Below are 13,198 nucleotides of genomic sequence, written 5' to 3'. Positions count from 1 at the left end.
TTAGCCTGAGATTTGAGTTTTCATGTTGGGTATGTAATTTTATTAACAGGAATTATGTGATTTAATTGACATTAATAGGGTGAGGGTGATTATTTGGTGAGGGAACTTAGCCAAGGTTTGATATTTTCTGGTAAATCAGAATTCAAACGGAGGGGGAGTGCTACTGTAGAAAGAGATTGGGCGTAAGCTGGTGTGAGAAATGGTTGGTAAATTTGGGCTTGTGGTGTGTGTTGTTTGATAAATGCTAAGGTGACACCGCGAATTAACTGACGTAATGAGTGGGTTTCTTCCCCTCGCTTTTCTCTCACGATCTCAGTGGCCCCACTCATGGGATATGCGGGGTCATGAATACTCAAGTGAGTACCACCAATGGCTGTTAACAGGTACTTAGAACCCTGGAGTTGGTTAAAGGGTCTGATTTGATGGGTTAAGGCTGGGGTAAGTACATCTTCAGTTCCCGCTAAGATTAATACAGGGTTGGCAATTTTAGTCAGGCCGTTTGTACCGAAGAGTCTACCAACCAGGGGATTGAGTGCGATCGCGCTTTGAACTCGCCGATCTTGTAAATCTAGTTTATTCTCTTTTAAACTAGCTGCTGCACACTGTAACCAATCACCCGGTGATTCGCCAAAGGAAAGAGAAGTTCTGCAGAACTGTTGTAATTCTTTGAGGTTGACTTCTCCACCAACTAAGGCTAAAGCAGTGTACCCCCCTAAAGAGTGACCAATGACAGTTACTTGGTTTGTATTCAGTTTTCCTTGAAGTTGTCCCGATTGAGTATTAAGTTTTTCTAATTCGTTGAGCAAAAAGCTGACATCTTTGGGCCGCTCAATAAATTCAGTAGCTGGTAGTAGTTGAGCCAAATTCATGTAATTTTCAGCCCGACTGATGGCTACAGAGTTACTACCAGGATGCTCAATTGCAGCAACGGTAATTCCATGAGAAGCTAGATGATGTGCTAAATAGCTCAAGAATTGACGGTTGGCTCCAAATCCGTGGGAAATGACAACCAGTGGCACTGGGGTGTAACTTTGACTCGAATAAATGTCTACAGGAATGCTGCGATTTCGTTCTCTGTCTTGTAGGATCAGGGTTTGCTGCTCAACTGCATTTTTTCCTTTACTAGCGGGGTCAAAGGTTGGTTGGAAAAGCGTATGATTTTTTACTAATAATTGTCGTTCTAAGAAAAGCCCGAGGACTTGACTTTGTAATTTGTTAGCGTTTAGTTCTAATGCAATTTGCAGTGCTGAAGTTGCATCAACAGTAATATTTTTTTGGGGATAGGCGCGCAAAAAACCAATTGCACTCAAACCGTTGACTTGACGTACAGACAGGTAGAGGGCCGATTGAATTGTTTCTATGGTGCTATCTGGTATTGCTGTTCTCAAAGAAGTAATTAACTGTCTACCTTGTGGCGATCGCAATAGCTCCTCAACAAATTTATCTGCAAAAGCTGGATCTAATTCCAACCTTCTCTCCAGTAATTTACCTACTTCTGGCGTTAACACAAAGCTATATAGCTGTAAGTGTTCTGGTAGTTTCCCAGATTTAGCAAATTTCTCTAAGTCTGCGATCGCTAGTGACTGTTGAAAGACACCTAAACGGATAGTAACGGTTTCTGCGGCTGTGGCCAAGGGAATACTCACACCCCAACCCAGAGCGAGAGTGAAACTGCATAGTAACCCATTAAGGAAGGATATTGGAGGTGGATGTTTCCTGAACCACGAGGACATAAGATAATCCCATTCAAAAAGTAGTTCAAATAATTGACTACCAATATCGCTTTAAAGTTGCGCCCCAGGACCTAAAGCCCTGGGGAACACCACCCAATTGGCTTAAAAGAAACCGAATATAGCCCTGAAGATTCCCAACAAACCACCTAAAGGATTAAGTACTGCGCCAACACTGTCACCAGTTCGAGCCAAACCGGAACGGTTGACGATGACAACATCATTATTGCGGAGTATGGGATTACTCTCCTCATTAATTCCCGCAGACAAATCAACGTTGACTTCCCGCTTAGTCACAGAACCATTAGGGTTAAGGCGAACTAAATCTACCGTATTGGTTCTGGCTCTAGCATCATTGAATCCACCTGCAGCCAACAAGGCCTGATTCAAGGAGCTATTAGGCTGAATACTTACGGCTCCGGGTCTTTTCACTTCCCCGACCACACCAACTTGAATTGTTGCGGGAGATAAAGTACTGGTAGCCAATTGCGTAGCTTCCGCAGTGTTTATCTCAGTTGCAGTAGGAATAAAAATTGTATCTCCGTCCTGGACAATAATGTCCTGATTAATATCACCACTCTGCAATAATTTCCAGAGGTCGATATCTATATTTTGATCTGAGCCTGTCCTTGTCGGTCGGCGCAGCTTAAGATTCCGAACATCAGCTTCTGATGTAATTCCCCCGGCCAATTGCAGCGCTCTCATCACAGTAGGTACAGCACCGGCTCCTTCGCCACCGGGTCCAACCACATATGAACCGGGACGATTGACAGCACCAATGATGGCTACAGTCCTTGGTGTAGTAGGGCTGGCGGCAAAGTTCGCTGCAAACAGATTACGTGCTTCTGCGATGTTAAAATTGGTTGCAGTTGGCACGACAATAGTATCGCCATCCCTGAGAGTAATGTCCTGATCTATCCGACCTGTCTGGATTAGTTGCTGTAAATTCAGGTTGACAACTTGCTCAGAAGAACGTCCTCTTTTACGTATTAATTGCACTTGAGTAACATCTGCTGCCAAGGTTACACCCTGAGCTGTGGTCAGTGCAGCTAAGACAGTGGGGTATTGTACACCGGGATTATTGCCAGCGCCTCCTTGTAAATTCAGGGTATAAGCTCCTGGCCTTGTCACTTCTCCGGCGACCAAAATGTTGATTGGACGAGGTGATAAGAGATTAACTGAAATGAGGGGACGCTTGAGAAAGCGAGAATACCTCCGTGCTATTTCATCAGCAGCCTGTTCGGTTGTTAGACCGAGAACAGGTACACTGCCAATTAAAGGTAGGTTGATTGAACCTCCGGGTGGTACTTGATATTCGCCAGTATATTCTGGTACTTCAAATACGTTGACGCGAATTAGATCGCCGCCCCCCAAAGTATAATTAGTATCTATTTGTATAGATGGTGATACTTGCTGTGCTGTGGGAATTATTCGTTCTTTATCCGCTGTTCCTGATTGTACCGAAGGAAAGATTGGTTGTGTTGTTTGTGATACTATTTGTCCCTGAGCTAGGCTCGCACTCGGCGCAGCAACATTGACAGTGGTTAATAAAGCCACACCTAACAATGGCTGGGTGAGGAATTTCAGCAAACCTTTGTTCATCATATTCACCTGAGACTCTGAGACTATAATTGCCATAGTACTGTGTAAATATTTGAATCTTGACTATAGTTAATTATTGAATTTCCTCAATTTAATTGCCTTAACATTCTCATTTTCCTAGAAGAGTGTACTTTTCCGGAGGCAGATTATTTTTTATCGTTAAATTTTCGGTTAAGTTAACATAAATTATTTGGAGAGGCAACTCTCCAAATAGTGTGGAATATCTTGGATTTTAAGGTTTTTTGAGTAGTTGCTGCTCTAATCTGAGTAATTCTTCAACTCGTGCTTCTGTAGCAGGGTGACTAGAGAATAAGTTACCCATAAACTGACCGGAAATTGGATTAATAATTAATAACGGCTCAAAAGATGGGTTAGCATTTAAAGGTAGCTGTCTGGCTATGGATTCTAACCTTTGCAGCGCCCGAGCTAAAGCGCGGGGATTCCGAGTCAATCTAGCAGCACCTGCATCGGCGGAAAACTCTCGTGTACGAGAAATTGCTAGCTGTATGATTGTAGCCGCTATGGGGGCAAGTAATACCGTTAACAAAATACCTAAAGGATTTCCACCTCTGTTATTGTCTCGTGAACCAGCACCACCGAACCATAAACTATAACTCAGCATTTGTCCCAGAAACGATATAGCCCCGGCAATTGTGGCAGCAACAGCTTGTGTGAGGGTATCACGGTTAACAATATGAGTCAATTCGTGAGCAATCACACCTTCAAGTTCGTCATCTGGTAACATATTCAAAATACCTTCGGTCACAGCCACAGCGGCGTGTTCTGGATCTCTTCCGGTGGCGAAAGCGTTGGGAGTTTGGCTAGGAACAACGTAAATTCCCGGCATGGGAATGTTGGCGCGATCGCTCAATTTGCGTACCGTAGCATAAAGTACCGGTGCTTGAGCCTCAGTTACGGGCTGGGCGCGGTAGACTCGCAGAGCAATCTGGTCTGACTGATACCAGGAAAACAGGTTTGTTGCTGCTGCTAACCCAATTCCGATCATTAAGCCGCCAGTACCGCCAATTATCCAGTAGCTAATGGCAATCAATAAACCACTCAGAACAGCCAGCAAAGCAACGGTTTTTAATTGATTGTTCATAATTTTGCTCTCCCGCTCATGGTACATGAGTTTCTTTTAGACCACAGCATGACTTAGGTCGCACTTTAATTGTATCCAGCTCAAATGAGATTTTGATGCTGAAAACCCCATCTCTACTTGCATTTTAAGAAGTCATGGAAATGTTAGCCAGTGTATTATGGATTTTGCTCATGGGCTTTTTTGTCGGTCAACTGGCCCGGCGTTTAGGCGCGCCCCCTTTAATTGGGATGATGTTAGTGGGGATAATTCTCAGCCGCCAAGTGCTAAATTTTATTAGTCCAGAGATGCTGAATGCTGCTCCTGTTTTCAGAACTTTAGCAGTGATGATTATCTTGATGAAAGCAGGACTGGGGTTAGACCGCGACAAATTAGCTCAACAGGGAACAGTGGCGCTGCGGTTAGGTTTTCTACCAGCTACAACTGAAGCGATCGCCATTGCTCTTGCTGCTATGGTAATCTTTAACTTTGACTTTCTCACTGGTTTACTCTTGGGTTGTATCATTGGTGCAGAATCTCCAGCTGTCATCGTTCCGGGAATGCTGAGGCTAAAAAGTTTAGGCCGGGGCGTTACTAAAGGCATACCCGATGCGATTTTAACTGGTAGTGCTTTATCTGATGTGCTGTTATTGCTAGTTTTTAGTCTATTGCTGAGTTTCTTGGGCGAGGGGGGCGTAATCGAGGTTCTTCCTGGGGGCTTTACCCTCACTCCCCTGCAACTGCTTCCACTGCAAATGATCATGCAAATATTACTGGGAATACTATTGGGTTATTTAGCAGCGCGGTTATTAGTTGTGGTGTTAGTCAAGCAGAATTGGACTCAAAACGCCGTTCAAGATACTGTAATTACTGCCAGTATTGCCTTATTTCTAGTAATTGCTGCTGAGGTATTACCTTACTTTTCTGGTTATTTAGCAGCCATGAGTATGGGTTTCTTTTTAATAGAACTGGATGCACCCTTGGCTAGAAAGTTACGCGGTGGTTTTGACAGCTTATGGATAGTAGCTGAGATTTTTTTGTTTGTTTTATTGGGTGCAACTATTCAACTCCAAGTATTAGGAAAAATTCTTCTCCCTGGGATATTAATTTTAATTATTGGTTTACTTATCGGTCGGTCGTTAGGCTGGTATCTTTCCACACTGGGTAGTAATTGGAATTGGCGGGAACGACTGTTTTTATTACCTGCAAACTCACCCAAAGCCACAGTACAAGCAGCCATTGGAGCAATTCCCTTAACTCAAGGGATTGCCGGAGGTGAGATTATTTTAGCGATCGCAGCCTTATCAATTTTAGTGACAGCACCTTTAGGCGCTTGGGCAACCATGACCTTTGCACCTAAATTATTACAAAGGGGAGAAGTTGATCCCACAAAAGTTACAATTGCAACACCAACGTTACTACTAGCAGCAGTTGATACATCAAGTTTAGCTACAGCAGTTTTAACCAAAGTAGCAGATTTAGCACGAAGGACTAACGGTGAAGTCATCGTCCTGCATATAGTTAATCTCCCCAATCAACAAGAAATCATAGAACTAGAGTTAAAAACTAAACAATTATTATTGGATATCAGACATAAGTTTATAACTGTGACGGGAACAGTTCCCGAGGAAATTATTCGCATCGCCCAAGAGTATAATAGTACTGCAATTATCATGGGAAAAAGAGGACATCAACCTTGGGAAAAAGTTCTTATTGGCTCAGTATCACAAACAGTATTAGAAACCAGTCACATACCTGTAATTTTGGTGGAAAATAATATTAAAAGTTAGTAATATAGACAACATATCAATCACCAATGAATGTATCTGCTCAATTATGGGAAGCAAATCAAGATTTAGCACAAGCTTGTCTAAATCATCCTTTTATCGAAGCTATCGCCAATGGTACTCTGGAAAAAGCCAAATTTGCTGATTATGTTAGACAAGATGCTTTTTTCATGAACTACCCACAGTTGGCTTCGCCTGAACTGTGGGTTTCTACCTCCCTCAGTTCGTTTTTAGCAAAACTTTCTGTAGATTTTTGTCGCTTCTTTGCCCCTAGTTGCCGCATCGCTCCAGCTTGCTTACGCTTACTGGTAGATGTGGTAGAGCTAGGCGACTCTGCGACTACGAAGCCAGTTCCCGGCTCCGGTAGAATTCCTTTTGCCCAGTAAAGCATTACTTGTGCAGCAGCAATGTCTCTGTCTTGTGTATAACCACAAACAGCACAATTATGCACCCTCATATCAAGTGTTTTCTTGTGTTGATGACCGCATTTAGGACAGGTTTGGCTAGGTTTTACTTTCTTGGTGGGAACTTCTACAAATACACCACCAATCTGCTCAACTTTGTACTTGATGGTACTGCGAAGCATCCCAAAACCAACATCTAGTATTGACTTATTCAAACCTGCTTTTTGTTTCTTACCCTTGCTTTTTTTAGCTTTACTGGTCATGTTCTTGACTTCTAGTTTCTCAGTTGCAACGAAGCTATGACCGCATACAATGTCTGTTGCAACTTGATGTACCCAATTTTGACGCTGGTTAGCAACTTTACGAATTAGTTTACTAACCTTTGATTGGGCTTTTTTCCATCTCCTAGAAGCCTTATTTTTTTTAGTTCTATTTGGCGGGCGTTTTCCTCTTTTATTCTTGGATGCTTTCTTGATTTGATGTTCAGTGTTTCTCAAAAACTTAGGAGCCTCAATCTGTTGATGATTCTGACCATCAGTAATTGACAACGCTGCATTGCACCCTATATCGATGCCAACAGCACCAGTTGGTAAAATTTCTGGCTTGAGAATTTGATCTAAAACGTCTACAGTTATCGATGCGTACCATTTACCATGACGATAAACAATGGTGCAAGTACTGGGAGTTCCCCAATATTTAGCTTTACCCCGCATCTGAATGCGTCCAATTTTAGACAGATTCAAATACCCATTTTCACCGCACGATTCTACTGAGTACCCAGACTTAGCCGGATATGTCCAACCTGAATAATGTCGAATAGATTTGAATTTAGGACGTTTACCTAAGCATTTGAACCAGCGTTGAAAGGCATAATCTACACGTTTTAATGTGGCTTGCAGAGCTTGAGAGTTGATTTCCTTATATTCTGTCCACACTTCTTTGAACGCAGGTAAACAATTTTGTTGCTCAAAATAATCAACCTTATGGTTGAATTTTTGATATTGAGTAAATCTGTTATACACAGCAGCGTTATACAAGTCCTTGTGAAGCTTTCGGTGATACCTCAAAGACTCCTCTATCTGCTTATTTGGGTATAGCCTAAAAGTCATCCGCCTTGTCGCCACTAATTGATTTTCCTCCTCTATGTATTTTGATATATTATATTATATGTTTAATAACCAAGTGCGGACTAATTTAATTTTCAGGAGAAGTAGACCATGTTCATCTGCTAGTTGATTTTCATCCAGATAACAATTGAGCTTCTTTTGTAGGTAGCTTGAAATCAGCATCCAGTAGGATTCTCCAAAAAGAATTTTCAGAATATCTATCTACTTTTTATAGAAAACATGTTTTTTGGTCGAGTTCATATTATGTTGCTTCTACTGGTGGCACACCAATTGAGAAAATCAAGCAATATATACAATCTCAAGATGCGCTGCTTCGCAGCAAGGTAGGGACTTTCGTGTTAGCGTTAAAAGCTTTTGCCCGTGCCTACAGTATAGCCGCAGTCAGAGCCAAGGAATGGGAAGACTTTACCACATTTCACGCTTTAGCTGATGGAGTTTTGGCAGAACTCAAGCTACATAAGAGCTATGCTACTAACTGGGGAGTAGATTTAAGTACGATAAAACCTGGAAATGCTACTCGTCGCTATACTGATTTTTTACTAGCTACAGCCTGGAGTACTGATATAGGTGTGATAGCTGCGGCTATGTCACCTTGTATGCGTCTTTATAGTTTTTTGGGACAACAGTTAGGAGCTAATGGTATTCCTCATCATCAATACGCTGATTGGATTTCAACTTATAGTAATGCTGAATTTGAAGCACTGACACAACAATTAGAAAGTTTGGTAGAAAAATATGCTGCTGGTAATACCTCACTCTATCCAACTTACCGTTACGCCATGTTTTGCGAGTTAGACTTTTTTGAAGCCGTTTGGGCCAAATAACTGCTAAACATTTCTCAAATATGCTATGTATACATGGGAAAATTAAGTAATACAATCGCAATACCAGCGATAATGGCACGGAAGGAAAAATATGTCAGATAATTTAAGAAGCCAAGTTGTCACCCAAGGAGTGCAGCGATCGCCTAATCGCGCTATGCTACGTGCGGTTGGTTTTCAAGATGAAGATTTTAATAAAGCCATTGTGGGGATCGCTAATGGCTACAGTACCATCACTCCCTGCAATATGGGAATTAATAAACTGGCGCAAAGGGCAGAAATTGGCGTAAAAAACGCCGGCGCTATGCCCCAAATCTTCGGTACAATTACCATTAGCGATGGGATTTCTATGGGAACTGAGGGGATGAAATATTCTCTGGTATCCCGGGAAGTTATCGCTGACTCCATTGAAACCGCCTGTACTGGGCAAAGTATGGATGGTGTCTTAGCTATTGGTGGTTGTGATAAAAATATGCCTGGGGCTATGCTAGCCATGGCCCGCATGAATATTCCTGCTATTTTTGTTTACGGTGGCACAATTAAACCTGGTCACTACAATGGTAAAGATTTAACCGTTGTCAGTTCCTTTGAAGCAGTAGGGGAATACAGCGCCGGTAAAATTGATGATGATGAACTGTTAGCAGTAGAACGTCAGGCCTGTCCCGGTGCTGGTTCCTGCGGTGGGATGTTTACAGCTAATACCATGTCCTCGGCCTTTGAAGCTATGGGTATGAGCTTACCTTATTCTTCCACAATGGCAGCCGAAGACGCAGAAAAAGCCGACAGTACCGAAACATCAGCTTTTGCTCTCGTGGAAGCTATACGTAAGCAAATATTACCCCGGCAAATTATCACCCGTAAATCTATAGAAAACGCCATTTCAGTAATTATGGCGGTGGGTGGTTCCACAAATGCGGTTTTGCACTTTTTAGCGATCGCTCGCGCGGCTGGTGTAGAACTAACTCTAGATGACTTTGAAACTATCCGTGGACGTGTCCCTGTTATCTGTGATTTAAAACCTAGTGGTAGATATGTAGCCACAGACCTACACAAAGCTGGTGGAATTCCTCAAGTCATGAAAATGTTACTAGTGCATGACTTACTCCACGGTGACTGCTTAACTATCACAGGTAAAACCGTCGCCGAATTATTGGCAGATATTCCAGCAGAACCACGCAGTGACCAGGATGTGATCCGTCCTTGGGATAATCCTATGTATGCTCAAGGACATTTAGCCATCCTCAAAGGTAATCTGGCTACAGAAGGGTCTGTAGCTAAAATTACCGGAGTCAAAAAGCCCATCATTACCGGTCCAGCACGGGTATTTGAGTCAGAGGAATCCTGTTTAGATGCCATCCTCGCGGGAAAGATTCAGGCGGGTGATGTTCTGGTGATTCGTTATGAAGGTCCTAAGGGTGGCCCCGGTATGCGAGAAATGTTGGCTCCCACATCCGCGATTATTGGTGCTGGATTGGGTGATTCTGTGGGTTTAATTACTGATGGGCGTTTTTCTGGTGGTACTTACGGGATGGTAGTTGGCCATGTAGCGCCAGAGGCTGCGGTTGGTGGTGCGATCGCTCTTGTGGAAGAAGGTGATAGTATCACTATTGATGCTTCCCAGCGGCTATTGCAGTTAAACGTACCAGATGAAGAACTAGCCCGCCGACGTGCCAACTGGCAACCCTTACCCCCCCGTTATACTAAAGGTGTACTGGCTAAATATGCCAAGTTGGTATCTTCTAGCAGTGTAGGCGCAGTCACTGATTTAGATTTGTTTCATGATTAGTGATTAGTTACAGCTAGATGAGAAAACAATTCAGATTGTTTTCTCATCTAATAACTGTTCTGTGCATTCTGCCCATATTTGTTGACTAAACTAGATAATGAAAGACACTGTAAATCCTCCCGGAAGTTTTGGTTTACCGGTCATAGGCGAGACATTTTCCTTCATTCTTGACCCCGCCAATTTTGTCACCCAGCGCTACCGCAAACATGGGTCTATATTTAAAACTCATCTTTTGGGTAAACCGACTGTGGTGATGGTAGGGCCAGAAGCAATTGAGTTTCTCTTATCGAGTCACAGGGAATATTTTTCCTGGCGTGAAGGCTGGCCTGATAATTTCAAGACCTTGTTAGGTGAATCACTTTTTCTCCAAGATGGAGAAGAACACCAAAGAAATCGTCGCCTCATGATGCCAGCGCTACATGGTGTAGCCCTCACTAATTATGTGAGTACTATGGAGAGTATAACATATAATTATTTGAAAAAATGGGAAAATCAAGGGGAATTTACCTGGTTTACAGAATTTAAAAAGCTGACCTTTGATATTGCTAGCCAGCTATTATTAGGTACTGATTCTGTTTCCCAAAATAGTCGATTCAGTCATTTATTTACAGAACTAACCAATGGTTTATTTGCCATTAATCCACTCATTTTACCATTTACTAAATTGGGAAAAGCTGTAGCAGCCCGCGATCAAATTCTACAGCATTTGGCGCAAGTTGTTAAAGCACGTCAGCAACATCCTGGCAAAGACGCTATTAGTTTGTTAGTTCACTCAAAAGATGAGGATGGTAATAGTTTAAGTGAAACAGAACTTATTGCCCAAGCAGTACTGCTACTGTTTGCCGGACATGAAACTACCACCTCAATGCTAACTTGGTTATGTGTAGAATTAGCTCGTCATCCGGAAGTATTACAACGCGCCAGAGAAGAACAATTCCAACTTTTAAGTAAAGGTGCTTTGAATTTAGAAGAACTTGGACAAATGCCCTATTTAGATCAGATTTTATCGGAGGTTGAAAGAGTTCATCCGCCAGTTGGTGGTGGCTTTCGTGGTGTTGTCAAGGATTATGAGTTTAATGGATTTCATGTTCCTGCAGGTTGGCAAGCTTTATATTCTATATTTGCAACTCATCACCTCGAAGCAATTTACCCCAACCCAGAACGGTTTGACCCAGACCGTTTCAGTCCCCAACGCCAAGAACACAAACAGTATCGTTATAGTTTAATTGGTTTTGGCGGTGGTCCACGGGTTTGTATTGGCATCGCCTTTGCCAAAATGGAAATGAAAATAGTTGCTTCTCATCTTCTGCGTAGCTATTATTGGGAAATATTACCTAATCAAAGTTTGGATGTGGTGAGAATTCCTACCAATCGTCCCCAAGATGGATTACGGGTTCGGTTCTGTCCCTTGTAGAATAGCCACCAACCCAGCATTCCTAACGCCCAGGGGACAACTGAGTAATAATTTGATCTTTTTTACCAGCGACAAAATCGGCAAAGCGCCGCGCTAAAGGCGGTATAATTACCAATGGGTTACTAAAACCGGAAAAAACATGAATACCCTCAAATCCTGGAATAGCACCAACTAAGGGTAGGCGATCGCCACTAAAAGCCACTAAGCAATGATGCCAAGTTCCTGGTAAGTTGGCTAATGGAGGTAGTACTTGCTGAATACTTGTTCTTAGCCAGTTTTCGCTTTGCTGTGCATTTATTTGGGCAAAAGGGTCTGTGAGGGATCGGCTAATTTGACCCAGGCGCAAACTACCATCTTGAAATTGAATCGCACCTACATCTAAAATCGGCGGCACTGGTTCTTTGGTTGTGTCTTGCCACAAAGCTTCTATTTTACTAGATTCCGCTTCTAAGTCAAACCTTTGTAAATTTGCGGGCATTACTAAGGTGTTTAATTTCAAGTCAACAGGTGCTGTTTGAATTACTTCTGCATGGGTAAAATACAGCTTGATGGGGATACCTGCTAACTTTAGCAGTTGTCGGCTGAAGCCCCCGGCACAAATTACCACGTTGTCACAGTGGTAAGTTTCAATAGTTGTGCGGACACCTGTCAACTTAATTCCGGTGTCAGCAGATGAGATGGTCTGGAAATCAATCACCTGCGCAATTTCCATTTCACCCCCAGCACGGAGGAAGGCTTGAATATAAGCTTGGGTTGTTTTGTGGGGGTTAATGTGACCATGTTTCACAGTTAGAGCACCAGCGATGGAGTGTGGGTTAAGTACTGGTTCCAACTCGCAAGCCTGTTTGATATCGAGTAACTGAGGGGGAATAGCAACATGACTATAGGATGCAGCGGTTGCTTTTGGGTCTTGATCGGCGGCGATGGTTAGTAATAAATCTATTTCCCGCAACTCGGTTTGAGCTTCTAATTCCTGGTTCAAATTCTGGTAGACGGCGATGGACTCTTGACATAGTTGGCGCGTTAGGGGTGTAGTCCCAGACCAATAAGCCAGCCCACCATAACTATAGCGAGTGGCATTCTGGGCTGTTTGGTGTTGCTCTAACAAAAGCACGCTCGAGCCTATTTTACGCAGTTCGTAGGCGATCGCCGCCCCCGTAATTCCCCCCCCGACCACAATCCAGTCATAGTTATTCATGGATTAAAACCTGATTTTGATTGTCAGTCATATATATAGTCATCCTATTTGACTTGAGAAATTATCAGTGAGGAAAGGGAACAGGGAACAGGGAACAGAAATTGTTCATGAATCATTTAGGATTGCTATATATATAGCAATCGCCAAGGAGGTTAGGACGCAAAATGCAAGACATCCTCAATGGCATCTCGTAAACAATTAAACTGGTCTAACTTTTTGCGGATTCGACTTTTTAACCAAGACCAGCATTT

The 13,198-nt window shown here is 42.8% G+C and carries 9 protein-coding genes and 2 pseudogenes; 6 read left to right on the top strand and 5 right to left on the bottom strand.

The genetic code is table 11. The features are described from left to right. Window positions 1-89: 89 nt before the first annotated feature. The 3 genes from PN447_RS17790 to PN447_RS17780 all read right to left on the bottom strand — a co-directional run bounded on the left by PN447_RS17790 (window position 90) and on the right by PN447_RS17780 (window position 4,434). Window positions 90-1,733 (bottom strand): alpha/beta hydrolase, encoded by a 1,644-nt coding sequence (locus PN447_RS17790; RefSeq protein WP_271764340.1) that lies wholly within the window; start codon window positions 1,731-1,733, stop codon window positions 90-92. A gap of 102 nt (window positions 1,734-1,835) precedes the next feature. Then, window positions 1,836-3,335, bottom strand: coding sequence for a polysaccharide biosynthesis/export family protein (locus PN447_RS17785; protein WP_271764379.1), 1,500 nt, complete (start codon window positions 3,333-3,335; stop codon window positions 1,836-1,838). A gap of 229 nt (window positions 3,336-3,564) precedes the next feature. Further along, a complete protein-coding gene (locus PN447_RS17780; RefSeq protein WP_271764339.1) occupies window positions 3,565-4,434 on the bottom strand; it encodes a zinc metalloprotease HtpX in 870 nt (289 codons plus the stop codon). 140 nt (window positions 4,435-4,574) lie between these two features. On the opposite strand from PN447_RS17780, the gene PN447_RS17775 reads away from it, so the two are divergent. Further along, window positions 4,575-6,200 (top strand): cation:proton antiporter, encoded by a 1,626-nt coding sequence (locus PN447_RS17775; RefSeq protein ID WP_271764338.1) that lies wholly within the window; start codon window positions 4,575-4,577, stop codon window positions 6,198-6,200. A 26-nt stretch (window positions 6,201-6,226) separates the two neighbouring features. Next, window positions 6,227-6,370 (top strand): annotated as a pseudogene (locus PN447_RS17770) (TenA family protein); the annotation flags it as partial. A gap of 2 nt (window positions 6,371-6,372) precedes the next feature. Here PN447_RS17770 and PN447_RS17765 read toward each other — a convergent pair. After that, window positions 6,373-7,710 carry an RNA-guided endonuclease InsQ/TnpB family protein gene (locus PN447_RS17765; protein WP_271764378.1) on the bottom strand — a complete coding sequence of 446 codons (1,338 nt, stop codon included), beginning with the start codon at window positions 7,708-7,710 and terminating at the stop codon, window positions 6,373-6,375. A gap of 89 nt (window positions 7,711-7,799) precedes the next feature. Here PN447_RS17765 and tnpA point away from each other — a divergent pair. The 4 genes and pseudogenes from tnpA to PN447_RS17745 all read left to right on the top strand — a co-directional run. Beyond that, window positions 7,800-8,036, top strand: a pseudogene (gene tnpA, locus PN447_RS18770) (IS200/IS605 family transposase); the annotation flags it as partial. Window positions 8,037-8,063: 27 nt separating this feature from the next. After that, window positions 8,064-8,552, top strand: a complete 489-nt coding sequence (locus PN447_RS17755; RefSeq protein ID WP_271764377.1) for a TenA family protein — start codon at window positions 8,064-8,066, stop codon at window positions 8,550-8,552. A gap of 91 nt (window positions 8,553-8,643) precedes the next feature. After that, entirely contained in the window at window positions 8,644-10,335 is a 1,692-nt protein-coding gene (ilvD, locus tag PN447_RS17750) for a dihydroxy-acid dehydratase (RefSeq protein WP_271764337.1), read from the top strand. Between the two features lie 97 nt (window positions 10,336-10,432). After that, window positions 10,433-11,749, top strand: coding sequence for a cytochrome P450 (locus PN447_RS17745; RefSeq protein ID WP_271764336.1), 1,317 nt, complete (start codon window positions 10,433-10,435; stop codon window positions 11,747-11,749). Window positions 11,750-11,771: 22 nt separating this feature from the next. Here the strand turns inward: PN447_RS17745 and PN447_RS17740 are convergent, their stop codons facing one another. Continuing rightward, window positions 11,772-12,947, bottom strand: coding sequence for an NAD(P)/FAD-dependent oxidoreductase (locus PN447_RS17740; protein WP_271764335.1), 1,176 nt, complete (start codon window positions 12,945-12,947; stop codon window positions 11,772-11,774). Window positions 12,948-13,198 lie beyond the last annotated feature (251 nt).

Source organism: Anabaena sp. CS-542/02 (assembly GCF_028331085.1).
Taxonomy (GTDB): Bacteria; Cyanobacteriota; Cyanobacteriia; order Cyanobacteriales; family Nostocaceae; genus Anabaenopsis; species Anabaenopsis arnoldii.
The sequence above is the reverse complement of the archived record's forward strand: the minus strand, read 5'-3'. Positions and strand labels throughout refer to the sequence as shown.